Genomic DNA, 14844 nt, shown 5'->3' on the forward strand with positions numbered 1-14844 from the left:
TTGTTCCGGAAAAAAAGAAAACCCTTTCCGAACCAAGGTAACCCCTTGAGCGAAAATGGAAACCCCTTGCTAAAAAGGCAGATCGGTCAGCGCGTGGAGCCGGTGCGACGGGCGGGCTCGGAGCCGGGCTCGCCGGGTAGGGCCAAGGGAGCGGCGGTCTTCCAGGAGAGGTTCTCGCTGGTGGGACGGGTGAGGAGGAAGGCCGCCACGCAGGCCAGCGCCAGCCCCTGCAGGGCCAGGGCCCAGGCGGGGACGCCGGCGCCCGCCGCGATGCCCACGCTGGCGAACAGGGAGAGCACGGCGATCCACTTGCCCCGGCGCGGGATGGCCCGGTGCTCCCGCCAGTCCCTTAGGTAGGGACCGAAGCGGGGATGGGTGAGGAGCCAGCGACGGGCACGCTCCGAGCTCCGGCCGAAGGCCCAGGCGGCCACCAGCAGGAACGGGGTGGTGGGCAGCAGCGGCAGCAGGATGCCCGCCACGCCCAGCCCCACATTGCACCAGCCGAAGAGCTGCCAGACCCAGCGCATGTCCCACCTCCCCGGTAAGGCTCCTGCGTTAGTATACACCCGCACCGTTGCGACGAGGATCGGCCCGCCACTCTTCGACCCATTTGCGGACCCGTAGGTGCCCTGCGGAGAATGGGTGGTTCCTCCGGACCCACGGGAGGACCGTCACACCATGCTCGGGATCGTCCTCCGCGCCCTGCTGCCCGGGGCGTTCCTCCTCCTCGCCGGGTGCGCCACCGGGGTCACGCCGCCCGCATCCCCCGTGGAGGACCCCCGCCGGGTCTTCCTCCTGGACCACGGCTGGCACGCCAGCCTGGTGCTGACCACCCCGGAGGGCGACCTGGTGCGCTACGCCTACGGCGACTGGCGGTACTACGCCGAGCGGGACACCGGTTTGGGCAGCGGCCTGGCGGCGCTGTTCCGCGCCACCCCGGCGACCCTGGGCCGCCGTGAGCTGCCCGGTCCGCCGGATCCGGGGGTAGTGTGCCGCCGGGTCCTGGTACCGGTGGAAACGCTGTTCCCCCTGGAGGTGTCCGGAGCGCGGGTGGACGCCCTTCGGAACTGGCTGGACCGCCGCCACGCGGAGGGCGCCGAGGGCCACAAGTATGTTCCCGCCTACGACCTGACCTTCGCACCCCTGTCCGAGTCCTACCGCCTGCCCACCACCTCCAACAGCCGGGTGGCCCGGTGGCTGCGCTCTCTGGGCGCGGAGGTTACCGAGACCCCCCTGCTGTCGCGTTGGACCCTGGGAGGACCCGACGCCGAGCCGCCGCACCGCTGCCCCCCTTGATCCTCCGTCCGGCCGTCCCGCTTGGCGCCCCTTCCGCGCCGGACCGGGGTTGTCGGGAATAAGGCCCACCCGCTGGGAAGTTACGTGCATCCCGGTACAGCTTCTGGCAGTCTTTGGACAGACTGGTTGGCTGTCCGTTTGCTGCGGGACAGCCACAGGGGAAAGTGACGGGCGGAACGGACCCCTATGCTGCTCCCCTCGGGGACCTCCGGGCGACCGGAGAGGGGGGAGACACCGGGAGGTCGGCCTCCCGAGTAGAGGCGGCCGACCGGACTGGCACGGGCGACGACGGGTCCGACCCAGTCGACAACAAAGGGGATTGTCATGAGCGAGAATCCGTATCAGGCGCCGGCGGCGGCGCTGGAGACTGCCTTCGGGAACGGCGACCGGGAGTCGGGAGAGCTTCGCGAGCCACGGGGGGTGGCCGTCGGGCGCGGCTGGGGATGGATCCGGGAGGCCTATGGCCTGTTCAAGCGGCAGCCGGCCCTCTGGGTCCTCCTGCCACTGACCTTCATGCTCATCCAGATGGGCCTTTCCATGGTACCGCTGGTCAACATCCTGGCTGCCTTCCTGGGGGTTCTGTTGATGGCGGGAATGTACTTCGCCGCCGACCAAACCGCCAACGACGCCGATGCGGCCTTTCCCGACCTCTTCGTGGGCTTCCGCGAGAACACCCTGCGCCTGCTGGGCGTCGCCCTGGTCCACTCCCTTGGAACCATTCTCGCGGTCGGAATGAGCCTGTTTCCCGCCCTGGCTTCGGGCACGGGAGCGGGACTCGACCAGGCCGGGACGAGCCCTGGCCCGGTCGCGCTGCTTTTCCCTCTGGCCATGTTCGCGATCATGATCCCGATCGCCATGGCCACCTGGTTCGCGACGCCCCTGGTCATCCTCGAGGACGTAAAGGTGCTGCCCGCCCTGCGCATGAGCTTCATGGCCTGCCTGCGCAACATCCTGCCCATGTTTGTCTACGGGCTGGCCCTGGGTGCGCTCTTTTTCCTGGGGGCCCTGCCCCTGTTCCTCGGTCTGCTGGTGGTGTTCCCGGTCGCGATCCTTTCCAGCTACACCGCCTACCGGGACATCTTCTACAGCGAGCCCGCCCCGGCGTAGGGAGCGATCGGGAAGGTGCTCGACACCACCGTCCGTACCGAGACCCCGGAGGGGGTGGATCTCCACCTGCACCCGGCCGGGCCCCTGGAGCGGGCCCGCGCCTGGATGATCGACCAGCTGCTGCGCCTGGGGATCTACGCCCTGGTGTCCTTCGTGCTCGGCCTGCTCGGCCAGTTCGGCTGGGGCCTGGCCCTGGTGGTCGTCTTCCTCGTGGAGTGGTTCTACCCGGTGTACTTCGAGCTGTTCCACGGCGGGGCCACGCCGGGAAAGATGGCCCTGGGGCTCCACGCCATCCAGGACAACGGCGCGCCGCTGGAATGGCGCGGGGCCCTGCTGCGCAACCTCCTGCGGGCGGCGGACTTCCTGCCCTTCCTCTACGGCCTGGGGCTGGTGGTAATGGTCCTCACGGGCCGCTTCCAACGGCTCGGCGACCTCGCTGCCGGGACCCTGGTGGTGTACGACACCGAGCGGCACGACCAGAGGGACTCCGGGGTGCAAGGCACCCTGCCCCCGCCGGTGCCGCTGAGCCTGGAGGAGCAACAGGCCGTCCTGGCCTTCGCCGAGCGGGGCGGGCAGCTGTCCCCGCAGCGCCGGGCCGAGCTGGCGGCGGTGCTCGCCCCCCTCCTCCCCGCCGGGGCGCCGGAGCCGGAGACGGCCCTGCACCGGCTCGCCAACTGGTATCGGGGACAGGGCATGGCGGAGGCGGAGCCGTGAAGCAGCTCCAGTTCGAACGGCACCACCGGGAGGACTGGGAGGCGCTCGAGGAACGGCTCGACGCCCTGGATCGCCGGGTCGCGGACGACGAGGTCGGCGACCTGCCGGAGCTGTACCGCCGCACCTCCCGCCACCTGGCCCTGGCCAAGGACCGCCACTACAGCCCGGCCCTGGTGGCCCGCCTCCACCGGCTGGTGCTGCGCGGCCACCAGCACCTCTACCGCACCCGGCGGCGCTGGGCCGGACGGGTGCTGCAGTTCTTCCTGGTGGAGCTGCCCCGCACCGTCCGCGCCGAGCGCCGGCTGTTCAGTCTTGCCGCCTTCCTGCTGTTCTTCCCCGGCCTGGTCATGGGCTTGGCCAGCTACGCCGACGGGCGGCTCATCTACACCTTGGCGGGCAGCGAGCAGGTGCGCCAGATGGAGTCCATGTACGACCCGGCCAATGACAAGGTCGGGCGCGGCGCCGAGCGCCAGTCCGCCTCCGACTTCCAGATGTTCGGCGTCTACGTCAGCAACAACACCGGCATCGGCTTCCGCACCTTCGCCGGGGGCCTGCTGTTCGGCGTGGGAACGGTGGCGACCCTGCTCTTCAACGGCCTGTTCCTGGGGGGCGTGGCCGGCCACCTGACGGGGCTCGGCTACGCCGGTACCTTCTGGCCCTTCGTGGCCGGCCACGGGGCCTTCGAGCTCACCGCCATCGTACTCAGCGGCACCGCCGGCCTGCAGCTCGCCCGCGCCCTGTACGCGCCGGGGCGGTACGGCCGCATCGGCGCGCTGCGGGCCGTCGCCCCCGCCAGCGCCACCATCATGGCCGGCGCCGCGCTACTCTTCCTCCTGGCGGCCTTCGTGGAGGCCTTCTGGTCCTCCAGCACCCTGGTGCCGGACGAAGTGAAGTACGCGGTGGCCGGGGTGCTCTGGACCCTGGTGGCGGCGTATTTCCTCCTCGCCGGGAGGGCGCGGCGTGGATCTTGAGCGGGTCCAGGCGGAGCTCCGTCCGCGGCGGCCCGGGGAGGCGGTGGACCTGGGGACCCGCTTCGCCCGGGCCTGGTGGCCCGCCATGCTGGGCTTCTGGCTGTTTACCGCCGGGCCGGCCTTTTTGGTCGTGCACGGGCTGCTCTGGAGCCACTTGGCCTGGGCCCCGCTCGCCTTCTGGTGGCTGAAGCCCCTTTACGAGCGGGCGCCGCTGTTCTTCCTCAGCCGTGCCCTGTTCGGCGAGCGCCCCGCCGCCGCTTCGACGGCCCGCGAACTGCATCGGATCGCGGCGCCGGGCCTGCTCGGCGACCTCACCTGGCGCCGCCTCAGCCCGCGGCGCTCCTTCGCCCTGCCCGTGGCCCTGCTGGAAGGGGCCCGCGGGGAGGCCCGGGGCAGCCGGCTGGCGGTGCTGGGCAGCGCCCGGGGCACGGCGGGCTGGCTGACGCTGATCTACGCCCTCTTCGAGGCCCTGCTGGCCCTCTCCCTGCTGCTCGCCGCCTGGGCGCTGGTGCCCTCCCGGCTGGCCCTGGATGTGAGCCACTTCCTCACCGCCACCACCGCCGGCCAGGTCACCCTGAACGCGGTGGCCTTCCTGGCGGCGGCCGCCGTGGCGCCCTTCTACGTGGCCTCGGGGTTTAGCCTGTACCTCAACCGCCGGGTGGAGCTGGAGGGCTGGGACCTGGAGATCCGCTTCCGGCGCCTGCGGGACCGCCTGGAGGGCGGCACCGGAGCGGGCCGGGCCGCCTTCGTTCTCCTGGCCCTGGGTGCGGCCCTGGCGGGAGCGCCTGCCACTCCTGTGGAGGCGGCCGCCGACCCCGCCGGCCCCCAGGCCTCCGCGCCCACCGGCCCGGAGGAGGCGGAGGCCCGCATCGAGGAGGTGCTCGCCCACCCCGACTTCGGCCGTATGGAGACCGAGACCCGCTGGGAGCTGGATTTCGACCCCGACTTCGAGGCCGATTCCGGGTTCGAGATCCCGGAATTTTTCAAATGGCTGCTGGATCTGGGCGGGATGCTGGCCAGCCTGGGGGAGGTGCTCCTGTGGGCCGCGGCGGGCGTGGCCGTTTACTTCCTTCTCTACAACCTCCTTGGCTGGCTGCGCCAGGTGGACCGGACCCGGACGGGGAGCCGACCGCGTGGACCGGCGCCGGAGGTGCTGTTCGGCCTGGCGGTGACCCCGGACTCCCTGCCCGCGGATGTGCCCGGCAAGGCGCGCGAGCTGTGCGGGGAGGGCCGGCCCGGGGAGGCCCTGGCCCTCCTCTACCGCGCCGGGCTGGCCCGGCTGCTCGCGCGGGTGGAGGTCCCCTCCGGGGCCACGGAGGGAGAGGTCCTGCGCCAGGCCGAAGGGGCCCTGGACGCCACGGGCCGGGGCCTCTTCACCGAGCTCACCGCCACCTGGCTGCGCTTCGCCTACGGGCACCGGCCCCCTCCCCCGGCCACCGTTGAGGACCTCTGCCGCCGCTGGCCGATGCTCGAGGAGGGCAGGCGGTGACCCGGGGCGAGCGCTTGGCGCTCGGGGGACTGACTCTGGCCGTGCTTGGCTTGGTCGTGGGGGGCTTCCTCCTGTTCTTCAAGCCCGTGGAGGAGGAGGTGCGCACCGATGTCTCCCTGGAGGCGCGCAAGAACCCCTTCCTGGCCGCGGCGCGCTTCCTGGAGGCCGGCGGGGTGCCCACTGAGCGCGCCCGGGGCCGGGGCACGCTGGAGGAGCTGCCCCCGCCGGACCGGGTCCTGTTCCTCACCGCGCCCCTGGCGGACCTGGAGGCTTCCGAACGGGAGGAGCTCGCCGCCTGGCTGCGCGCCGGAGGCCACTTGGTCACCGAGGCGTTCTTCCTGTGGGACCCGGAGGAGCAGGCCAGCGGCGACCCCTTCCTGGATGGCTTCGGCATCCGGCTGCACCGCCATGGGGACGCCGGGTCCGTGTGCCGGGAGGAGGCAGACGGAGAGATCGAGGTGACCCTGCCCGGAGTCCGCCCGGCCATGGAGGCCGAGCCGTCGCCCCGGTACTACCTGGAGGACGCCGCCGGGGCGGCGGACGGCCGGGTCACGACCCTCTGCGGCCCCCACCTGCTCACCCGCGCCGTGGGCGAAGGCCGCCTCACCGTGGTCTCCGACACGGGCTTCTGGCGCAACGACCGGATCGGCGAAGGGGACCACGCCCTGTTCCTCTGGCGCGTGATAACGCTTACCGAGCCCGCCGGGGCCCGGTTCCTGGCCCACGTGGACATGCCCGGTCTCCCGCTCCTGCTCTGGGAAAAGGCCCCGGAGGCCATCCTCTCCGGGGCCATCCTCCTCCTCTTCGCCCTGTGGGCGGCGTACAACCGCTTCGGGCCGCCGCTGCCTCCCCCCGGCAGCGGCCCCCGCCGCAGCCTGGTGGAGCACCTGGACGCCCTGGGCGCCTTCCACTACCGCCACAGCCAGCCGGACCGGCTCCTGGAGCCCCTCCGCCGGCGCCTGCACAACCGATTGGAGGGGCGCATCGCCCTGTGGCGCCACTGGGACCGGTCCCGACGGCTGGCCTGGCTGGCCGAGCATTCGGGCCTGGAGGAGGAGCCCCTGGAGCGCGCCCTTTACCACACTCCGGGCAGCGACGGGGAGCTCCTGGAGACGATTCAGACCCTGCAAACCCTGGGACGACACCTATGAGCAACGAGACCCCCCTCAGCCCCCAACCGCCGGAAGCGCCCGCCGGGGCCGAGCACGCGCGGCGCCTGCTGGAGTCCGTGCGCGCCGCCTTCGTCGGCCAGGAGCGGGTGGTCACCGAGACCCTCGCCGCCCTGGTGGCGGGGGGCCACGTCCTCATCGAGGGGGTCCCCGGGCTGGGTAAGACCCTCCTGGCCCGGGCCCTGGCCCGGGCGGTGAACGGCGGATACGCCCGTGTCCAGTTCACCCCCGACCTCATGCCCAGCGACGTCACCGGTCATACCCTCTACGACGCCACCTCGGGGCGGTTCCGCATCCGCAAGGGGCCGGTGTTCACCAACTTCCTGCTGGCCGACGAGATCAACCGGGCCCCGGCCAAGACCCAGTCCGCCCTGCTGGAGGTGATGCAGGAGCGTCAGGTGACGCTGGAGGACCAGGCCCTGCCCCTGGAACCCCCCTTCATGGTCCTGGCCACCCAGAACCCGGTGGAGCAGGAGGGCACCTACCCCCTGCCCGAGGCCCAGCTGGACCGCTTCCTGCTCAAGGTCCGCATCGACTACCCCTCCGCCGATGAGGAGTCGGACATCGTGGACCGGGTGACCCGGGGCCAGACGGGCGAGCAGCTGGACGTAGAGGCGGTGATGCCCATGGTCTCCGCCGCCGAGGTCCTGGACCTCCAGCAAGCCGCCGCCGGCCTGGAGGCGGACGGCCAGGTGGTGGACTACGCCGTACGCATCGCCCGCGCCACCCGGGACTGGCCGGGCGTCCACAACGGCGCCGGGCCCCGCGGCGGCATCGCCCTGGTCCGCACGGCCCGGGCCTACGCCCTGCTCCAGGGCCGGGACTTCATCGTCCCCGACGACGTGAAGGCCATCGCCAAGCCCGTCCTGCGCCACCGCCTGCAGCTCGGGGCGGAGCTGGAGATCGAGGGCCTGTCCAGCGACGACGTCCTCGACCAGATCCTGGAGCAGGTGGAAGCCCCGCGGCCATGAGACCCGCGCTGCCAAGCCTTCTCCTCCTGGCCGGCTGGTTCGCGCTCGGTCTGGGCGGGGCGCTGTGGCCGGTCCTGGCGGAGGCCTGGCGGGGCGGCGGCCTCCTCCTGGCCGGCCTCCTGGGGACCGACTGGCTGGCCGCCCGCCGCCCGCTGGACCTGGAGGTCGAGCGGCGCCCCCCGGCCAACCTCGCCCAGGGTGCCTGGGCCACCGTGGAGGTAGTCCTCCGCAACCTCGGGAAGCGGGCCTACTCCCTGGCCGTGTACGACCACCACCCGGCGACCGCCGAAACGGCGGGCAAGCCTGTGCCGCTGCGCCTGGAGCCCGGGGCCTCGGCCCGCGTCCGGTACCGCCTGCGGCCCACCCGGCGCGGGGAGGCCCAGTTCGGACCGGTGGAGATCTGCGTCCGCTCCCCCCTGCGCCTGTGGCGGCGCTACGCCCTTTTGCCGCAGGACCAGCAAAGGCGGGTCTACCCGGACTACGCCGAAACCGTCAAATACTCCCTACTGGCCCTGGACAACCAGCTCTCCCAGCTCGGCATCCGCCAGCGCCAGCAGCGGGGCATGGGCCTGGAATTCCATCAGCTCCGCGACTACCGCGAGGGCGACAGCATCCGCCGCATCGACTGGAAGGCCACCGCCCGGCACGGCAAGCCCATCGCCCGCGATTACCAGGACGAGCGGGACCAGGAGGTGGTGTTCCTCCTCGACTGCAGCCACCGCATGCGCACGGAGGAGGATGGCCGCAGCCACTTCGACCAGAGCCTCAACGCCCTGCTGCTCCTGGCCCATGTGGCCCTGCGCCAGGGCGACGCCGTGGGCCTGCACACCTTCGGCGGGCCGCGACGCCGGCTCGCTCCCCGCAAGGGTACGGCCACCCTCAACCGCCTGCTCAATCAGCTCTACGACCTGGAGGCCACGGGCCACGGGGCCGATTTCACGGCGGCCGTACAGGAGCTCCTGGGCCGGCAGCGCAAGCGCGCCCTGCTGGTGTTCCTGACCAACCTCCGGGACGAGGACGGCGACGACCTGGTCCGAGCCGCCCGCATGGCGAGCCCCCAGCACCTGGTGATGGTGGCGAACCTGCGGGAGACCGTCCTGGACCGGCTGGTGGCCGAGCCCGTCGCCACGGTGGACCAATCCCTGCGCCACGCCGCGGCGGTGGACCTTCTGGCCCGCCGCGAGGGGGTCCAGGAGCGGCTCCGCCACGGCGGCGCCCTCCCCTTGGAGGCCACGCCCGACCAGCTGCCCAGCGCGGTGGTCAACCAGTACCTGGCCATCAAGCGCAGCGGCCGGCTCTAGGCCGTCCCTCTGGCGGGGCGGCCTTTTTTTTCCGGTACAGAAGCGATCTGGCGTCTCCGACACCCACCGGATGAGGCGGTGCAGGGCACCGGGGCAGGCATCGGGAAGGGACCGAGGGCCCTATGGCCCCGGGGGCAAGGGGTAATCAGGAAGTCTTCATCCGGGAGGAGGCGCCCACGTCCCCCCGCGGCTCCCGCTGGCCTATCCGGCGCCGGCCCTCAAGATCCTCGGCGTTCTCCCGCAGGCGCTCTACCACGCGGCGCAGGTGGTGGCGGTGGTCGGGATGGCCCTGCTCGGCCAGCTGGGCCAGGCGGGAATGGGCGCCCCGGAAGCGCTGGCGGGCCGTTTCCCACTGGCGGGGTCCCGCCTCCTCCGCCTCGCCGGGCAGCCCATATTCTTGCTCGATCAGGAACTTCTGCTCCTTCAGGGAGCTTTCCGCCGCATTCAGGATAGCCTTCCATTCCAGTTCGCTGAAGTTACGCATCTCTGTCCCGTTTGTTTCGTGAATCTATTCTGCGCTTCAGGTCCCGGGGGAGCCCCCGGCCTCCGTCGCTGCGGCGACCCGCCGTCCTTATGGGATATGGCTCCCCGATGCGCCCGGGGTTCCTGCCGCTCAAGGATCCCCCTACTCCGCCTCCGGGTGGACCGGTACGCTTCGGGGTTCGCCAACCCGGCCTCCCACCGATCCGGAACATTTGTACCGAATCGACCCTTCCTTCCGAAAATGGGGGAAACGTGGTGCTGTATGCGGTCTTTGCCTTACGAAGGGGCGACCGCGGGCCGCCGCGGGCGGTGAATGCCGGCCGCTGGCGGAAATACCCTCAGGGTCCGGGAGGGTGGGGGTCGGGGATCGGGAGCGCCCCGGAGACGGGGAAGCCGCCGGGGCGAGCGCTGGGATAAGGGGACAGGCATCGGGGCCGGGGCGAGATTCCGGACCCAGGGGTGACGGGCGGGGGATCCCCCGCCCGGGACGCGGGAGTCGCCTAGCGGATCAGGCGGGCCAGCCGGCGGAAGCTGTCGGTGCCCGCCTGCTGCAGCCACTCGAACAGCACGGACTCCACGTTGGCCACCTGCACGCCGTTGGCCCGGAGGCGGTGCAGGGCGTTGGCCTTGTGGTCACACCGTCGCGAGCAGACCGCGTCCTCCACCACGAAGGGGGTGTAGCCCGCTTCCCTGAGCTCCAGGGCGGTCTGCAGGACGCACACGTGGGTCTCCATGCCCGCGATCACCACCTGGGGCCGGCCCGCGGTCTCCAGCGCGGCGGTGAAGTCCGACGCGCCGCAGCAGGAAAAGCTGTCCTTCGGGAACACCCGGGCGTCTTCGGGGAAGTGCTCGCTGACTTCCGGGAGGGTTGCTCCCAGCCCCTTGGGGTACTGCTCGGTGGCCAGGACCGGGAGCCCCAGCTCCTCGGCGGCCCGCAGCAGCACCTCCACGCCCGCCAGCACCTCCCGCCGGGCATCGGGGCTCATGGCCGGGGCGAGCTTCTCCTGGATGTCCACGATGGCAAGGACACTTTGTTCGGCGCGTGCGAGGGACATGGCGGGGCCTCCCGACGTTGGCTGGATGGTTCCGGTCCGTTCGCCACCCGGCGAAGGCCCCAAGTGTACGGAATCCGCCGCCGGGAGCCCATGGATCTAGAGGAGGGTGTAGACCACCGCGCCCATGGTCAGCCCGGTAACGACAAAGGCCACCAGGGCCAGCAGCCCGTCCCGGGCGATGAGGGAGAGCCCGAAGGCGAGGAGGCCCGCCCCCGCCCCGTTGGCGCTGAAGGGGACCACCTCCATAACCGGCATGCCGAAGGCGATGAGGACGCACACCGCGGCGATGGCGTAGAACCCCGTGCCCTGGGCGAACATGCGCAGCCGCGGCCGGGTCCAGCGGTCCAGGAAGCGCGCCGGGGGCCGCATCCAGTCCAGGGACTTGCGCAGGCCTTCCTGCCCCACTTCCCGGTTGAGCATCCAGGACGGCAGCCAGAAGTACTCGCGCTGGAAAAGCAGCTGCCCCGCGGTAAGCAGCACCAGGAGCCCCATGATGGTGGGCATGCCGGGGAGATCGCCGACGATGGGAGCGAGGGTGACCAGCCCCGCGAGCAGCAGCAGGGGCCCGAAGGAACGGCGTCCGGTGGCGTGCAGGATGGACTCCATGGAGACCTGATCCTTGTCCTGGGCCGCCTCACCGATCCGGTCCAGCAATTCTTCCAGGCTCTGGGGATCTTGGGACATGGGCGAATGACCCGGTTGGGGTGGATCTCTTTCCACCCTGCCCCTTTTCCATAGCTGGGCAAACCTGGGAAACAAAGGCGACCCGGACCTTAGGCCCGGCCGCGGCTGTGCCCCTCCCCCACTCCGCCGGCGATGAGGTGGGCCACGCGCAGGGGCTCGGGGAGCTTGCCGTGCCGGGCCCATTGGCGCAGGGCCGCCTCTGCCTGGGTCCGGGTCAGGCCGGCCCGCTGCACGTGGACACCCCCCATCGGCTCCATGGGCCCCAGCCGGTCCAGGACGGCCCACTTGCGGGCTCCTCCCGGGACGCGCTCCAGCAGGGCGCGGCGGATCCGTTCCCGGTCCGGCTCGCGGCGGGCCACCACCAGCACCGGCAGGCCGAGGGCGTGGTGCAGCAGCACGGGATCCACCACGTTGAACCCGGCCAGGGTCACGCCCTGCAGGAACACGATCCGCAGCTGGGGGAAGAAGCGCGAGGCGGCCACCAAGCGGATCAGGACGGCGGTGGCGTCGGTGCCGTCCCGCTGGACGTGACCGCTCACTACCCCGTCAAGACGGTCCTTGGCGAATACCGCTCCTACCACCCCCACCGGGCCGGGGCCGGCCCGGTCGAAGGGCACGTCGTCGAAGCCGATGGCGTGGGGGTAGGAGCTCGTGGGCATGGACGGATCCGGGTCGGAGCCCGCTTCAGGGCGGGATTTCGGATCGGGGTTGGAAACCGGGTTGGCCGTCGCCCGCTGATGCGGGCTCCCACGGGAGGTGATCCGGGCGCCGGGGCCCGCCTTTGCCCTGGGAGGTTCCCCGCTGAGGCTTAGAGGCGGCCTTCCGGGCCGCTAGTGGGCCTCCTCCCAGTTGGCCCCGGTGCCGATCTCCACCTCCAGGGGCACCTCCAGCTCGTCGTTGCCGCCGGTCATGAGGCCGGGCAGGGCCTGCTGCAGGGCCGCCAGCTCCTCGGGGGGCGCCTCGAACACCAGCTCGTCGTGCACCTGCATGAGCATGCGGGTGGCCATGCCCTCCCCCTCCAGCCAGCGGTCCACCGCGATCATGGCCTGCTTGATGATGTCCGCGGCCGTGCCCTGCAGCGGGGCGTTGATGGCGGTGCGCTCGGCGGCCGCCCGCACGCCCGGATTGCGGGCGTGGATGTCGGGCAGGTAGAGGCGCCGGCCGCGCAGGGTCTCGACAAAGCCCTGCTCCCGGGCCCGCTCCCGGGTGGCGTCCATGTAGGCGCGCACCCCCGGGTAGCGCTCGAAGTAGGCGTTGATGTAGGCCTGGGCGTCCTCCTGGGGGATCTCCAGCTGGCGGGCCAGGCCCCAGGCGGACATGCCGTAGATGAGGCCGAAGTTGATGGCCTTGGCGGCGCGGCGCTGGGCGGGCTGCACCGCGTCGGCGCTCGCGGCGCCGAACACCTCGGCGGCGGTGGCGGCGTGGACGTCCTCGCCGTGGGCGAAGGCCTCGCGCAGGCGCTGGTCGCCGGAGAGATGGGCCATGAGGCGCAGCTCGATCTGCGAGTAGTCCGCCGCCACCATGGTCCAGCCCTCCTCCGGGACGAAGGCCTTGCGGATGCGGCGGCCCTGCTCGGTACGCACCGGGATGTTCTGCAGGTTGGGCTCCGCCGAGGACAGCCGCCCGGTGGCGGTATTGGCCTGGTGGTAGTTGGTGTGCACCCGGCCCGTCTCGGGGTTGATGAGCTTGGGCAGGGCGTCGGTGTAGGTGGACTTGAGCTTGGAAAGCCCCCGGTGCTCCAGGATGCGCGCCGGCAGGGGATAGTCCTCGGCGAGCTGGGTGAGCACCTCCTCGTTGGTGGAGGGCGCCCCCTTGGGGGTGCGCTTGAGCACCGGCAGCTCCAGCTCGTCGAAGAGGATGGTCTGGATCTGCTTGGGCGAGCCCAGGTTGAACTCGCGGCCGGCGATGGCGTAGGCCTGCTCCTCGGCGCGCTGCATCTCGCCGGCCATCTCCTCGGAGAGTTGGCCGAGCAGGTCCAGATCCAGGCGCACCCCGGTGCGCTCGATTTTGGCCAGCACCGGCATGAGCGGCAGCTCCAGCTCCTCGTAGATGGCCCACAGGCGCGGCTCCGCCTCCAGCTCGGGGGCCAGGGACTCGTACAGGGCCAGGGTCACCTCGGCGTCCTCGCCGGCGTAGTCCACCGCCTCGGCCACCGGCACCCGATCGAAGGTCACCTGCTTGGCGCCCTTGCCCGCCACCTCCGTGTAGCTGGTGGTGGCGCGGCCCAGGCGCTCGGTGGCCAGGTTGTCCATGCTGTGATTGTGGCGGGTGGGGTTGAGCACGTAGCTCATGAGCATGGTGTCGTGAAAGGGGCCGGTCACCCGATAGTCCGCGCGGTGCAGGACGGAGAGGTCATACTTGAGGTTGTGGCCCACCTTGGGCTGCGCGTTGCCCAGGAGCGGTTCCAGGGCCTCACGCACCCGCTCGGCGGGCAGCTGCCGGTCGGCGCCCTCCCCGGTGTGGCCCACCGGCACGTAATAGCCGGTGCCCGCCTCCACGGCGAAGGACAGGCCCACCAGGTCGGCGCGCTCCGCCGACAGGCTGGTGGTCTCGGTGTCGAAGGCGAAGCGCTCGGCCTCCCCCAGGCGCTCCCCCAGGACCGCGAGCTCATCCTCGTCGGTGACCGCCTCGTAAGCGGAGGCCTCGGCCTCCCCCTCCAGCGCACCCAGCTCCCGGGCCAGGCTGTGGAACTCCAGCTCGCGGAACAACTCCTGGAGGACGGGGACGTCCTCCGCGTGGCGGCGCAGGTCGTCCAGGGTGCGGTCCAGGTCCAGCTCCCGCCGGATGGTGGTGAGGTCCTTGCTGAGCCGCAGCTGCTCGGCGTGCTCCTCCAGGCGCTCGCGCTGCTTGCCCTTGAGTTCGTGGAGGTGGTCGAGGAGGTTCTCCACGCTGCCGTAGGTCTGCAACAGCTTGGCGGCGGTCTTCTCGCCGATTCCGGGCACACCGGGGATGTTGTCCACCTTGTCGCCCACCAGGGCCAGGAGGTCGGCGATGGCCGACGGCGGCACGCCCCACCGCTCCCGGACGGCGTCCTCGTCGATCAGGCGGTTCTTCATGGTGTCCAACAGCCGGGTATGGCCGTCCACCAGCTGGGCCATGTCCTTGTCGCCGGTGACGATCATCACCTCGCAGCCGAGGGACTCCGCCTGGACGGCCAGGGTGCCGATCACGTCGTCGGCCTCCACGCCCTCCTCCACCAGCATGGGCAGGCCGAAGGCCTCCACCAGCCGGTGGATGTAGGGGAGCTGCTCGGCCAGGTCCTCGGGCATGGGCGGGCGGTGGGCCTTGTACTCGGGATAGATCTCCGAGCGGAAGGTGGGGCCCTTGGGGTCGAAGACCACGCCCAGCTCGGCGGGGCCGTAGTCCTCCAGGAGCTTGAGCACCATCTGGGCGAAGCCGAAGGCGGCCCCGGTGGCCATACCGCTGGCGTTGGTGAGGTTGGGGAGGGCATGGTACGCCCGGAAGATGTAGGAGCTGCCGTCCACCAGGAAGACCGGGCCGGCGCCCCCGTCGGTTTTTTGCCCGTCCTTCGTCATAGGCGGTATGCTCTCCCTCTTTGACGGCCACCGGCCGGCCCGCAACCGGCTGTGGTGATAAGGCGAAA

The 14844-nt window shown here is 71.5% G+C and carries 14 protein-coding genes; 8 read left to right on the forward strand and 6 right to left on the reverse strand.

The genetic code is table 11. The features are described from left to right. Nucleotides 1-86: 86 nt before the first annotated feature. Entirely contained in the window at nt 87-527 is a 441-nt protein-coding gene (locus AN478_RS01620; protein ID WP_074471337.1) for a YbaN family protein, read from the reverse strand. Between the two features lie 151 nt (nt 528-678). Between AN478_RS01620 and AN478_RS01625 the strand changes: the two genes are divergently transcribed. From AN478_RS01625 to AN478_RS14625, 8 genes are all read left to right on the forward strand, one after another. Further along, nucleotides 679-1296 carry a hypothetical protein gene (locus AN478_RS01625; RefSeq protein WP_054964882.1) on the forward strand — a complete coding sequence of 206 codons (618 nt, stop codon included), beginning with the start codon at nt 679-681 and terminating at the stop codon, nt 1294-1296. A gap of 324 nt (nt 1297-1620) precedes the next feature. Next, nucleotides 1621-2403 (forward strand): BPSS1780 family membrane protein, encoded by a 783-nt coding sequence (locus AN478_RS01630; protein ID WP_054964883.1) that lies wholly within the window; start codon nt 1621-1623, stop codon nt 2401-2403. A 15-nt stretch (nt 2404-2418) separates the two neighbouring features. Further along, nucleotides 2419-3117 (forward strand): RDD family protein, encoded by a 699-nt coding sequence (locus AN478_RS14065; RefSeq protein WP_231627308.1) that lies wholly within the window; start codon nt 2419-2421, stop codon nt 3115-3117. Further along, on the forward strand, nt 3114-4088 hold the full coding sequence (locus AN478_RS14070; RefSeq protein ID WP_054964885.1) for a stage II sporulation protein M: 975 nt from the start codon (nt 3114-3116) through the stop codon (nt 4086-4088). The genes AN478_RS14065 and AN478_RS14070 overlap by 4 nt, the downstream gene beginning before the upstream one ends. After that, nucleotides 4078-5577 carry a DUF4129 domain-containing protein gene (locus AN478_RS01645; protein WP_054964886.1) on the forward strand — a complete coding sequence of 500 codons (1500 nt, stop codon included), beginning with the start codon at nt 4078-4080 and terminating at the stop codon, nt 5575-5577. The genes AN478_RS14070 and AN478_RS01645 overlap by 11 nt, the downstream gene beginning before the upstream one ends. Further along, on the forward strand, nt 5574-6728 hold the full coding sequence (locus AN478_RS14620) for a DUF4350 domain-containing protein (protein WP_054964887.1): 1155 nt from the start codon (nt 5574-5576) through the stop codon (nt 6726-6728). The genes AN478_RS01645 and AN478_RS14620 overlap by 4 nt, the downstream gene beginning before the upstream one ends. Beyond that, nucleotides 6725-7717: an AAA family ATPase gene (locus tag AN478_RS01655; protein WP_054964888.1), complete on the forward strand. Its 993-nt coding sequence runs from the start codon at nt 6725-6727 to the stop codon at nt 7715-7717. The genes AN478_RS14620 and AN478_RS01655 overlap by 4 nt, the downstream gene beginning before the upstream one ends. Beyond that, entirely contained in the window at nt 7714-9018 is a 1305-nt protein-coding gene (locus tag AN478_RS14625) for a DUF58 domain-containing protein (protein ID WP_054964889.1), read from the forward strand. Before AN478_RS01655 ends, AN478_RS14625 begins: the two co-directional genes overlap by 4 nt. A 145-nt stretch (nt 9019-9163) precedes the next feature. Here the strand turns inward: AN478_RS14625 and AN478_RS01665 are convergent, their stop codons facing one another. From AN478_RS01665 to polA, 5 genes are all read right to left on the reverse strand, one after another. After that, nucleotides 9164-9502, reverse strand: coding sequence for a hypothetical protein (locus AN478_RS01665; RefSeq protein ID WP_054964890.1), 339 nt, complete (start codon nt 9500-9502; stop codon nt 9164-9166). 499 nt (nt 9503-10001) lie between these two features. After that, nucleotides 10002-10556 (reverse strand): hydrolase, encoded by a 555-nt coding sequence (locus tag AN478_RS01670; RefSeq protein ID WP_054964891.1) that lies wholly within the window; start codon nt 10554-10556, stop codon nt 10002-10004. Nucleotides 10557-10652: 96 nt separating this feature from the next. Continuing rightward, complete coding sequence (locus AN478_RS01675) at nt 10653-11240, reverse strand: exopolysaccharide biosynthesis protein (protein ID WP_054964892.1); 588 nt, start codon at nt 11238-11240, stop codon at nt 10653-10655. An 89-nt stretch (nt 11241-11329) separates the two neighbouring features. Then, nucleotides 11330-11899, reverse strand: a complete 570-nt coding sequence (locus AN478_RS01680) for an endonuclease dU (RefSeq protein WP_054964893.1) — start codon at nt 11897-11899, stop codon at nt 11330-11332. 171 nt (nt 11900-12070) lie between these two features. Next, nucleotides 12071-14776, reverse strand: coding sequence for a DNA polymerase I (polA, locus tag AN478_RS01685; RefSeq protein ID WP_054964894.1), 2706 nt, complete (start codon nt 14774-14776; stop codon nt 12071-12073). Between the last annotated feature and the right edge of the window lie 68 nt (nt 14777-14844).

This window comes from Thiohalorhabdus denitrificans, from assembly GCF_001399755.1.
Lineage (GTDB): Bacteria > Pseudomonadota > Gammaproteobacteria > Thiohalorhabdales > Thiohalorhabdaceae > Thiohalorhabdus > Thiohalorhabdus denitrificans.

Coding starts and splice junctions, on each gene's coding strand:
- AN478_RS01620 (WP_074471337.1), bottom strand. CDS start 527: ATGCGCTGGGTCTGGCAGCTCTTCGGCTGGTGCAATGTGGGGCTGGGC.
- AN478_RS01625 (WP_054964882.1), top strand. CDS start 679: ATGCTCGGGATCGTCCTCCGCGCCCTGCTGCCCGGGGCGTTCCTCCTC.
- AN478_RS01630 (WP_054964883.1), top strand. CDS start 1,621: ATGAGCGAGAATCCGTATCAGGCGCCGGCGGCGGCGCTGGAGACTGCC.
- AN478_RS01655 (WP_054964888.1), top strand. CDS start 6,725: ATGAGCAACGAGACCCCCCTCAGCCCCCAACCGCCGGAAGCGCCCGCC.
- AN478_RS14625 (WP_054964889.1), top strand. CDS start 7,714: ATGAGACCCGCGCTGCCAAGCCTTCTCCTCCTGGCCGGCTGGTTCGCG.
- AN478_RS01665 (WP_054964890.1), bottom strand. CDS start 9,502: ATGCGTAACTTCAGCGAACTGGAATGGAAGGCTATCCTGAATGCGGCG.
- AN478_RS01670 (WP_054964891.1), bottom strand. CDS start 10,556: ATGTCCCTCGCACGCGCCGAACAAAGTGTCCTTGCCATCGTGGACATC.
- AN478_RS01675 (WP_054964892.1), bottom strand. CDS start 11,240: ATGTCCCAAGATCCCCAGAGCCTGGAAGAATTGCTGGACCGGATCGGT.
- AN478_RS01680 (WP_054964893.1), bottom strand. CDS start 11,899: ATGCCCACGAGCTCCTACCCCCACGCCATCGGCTTCGACGACGTGCCC.
- polA (WP_054964894.1), bottom strand. CDS start 14,776: ATGACGAAGGACGGGCAAAAAACCGACGGGGGCGCCGGCCCGGTCTTC.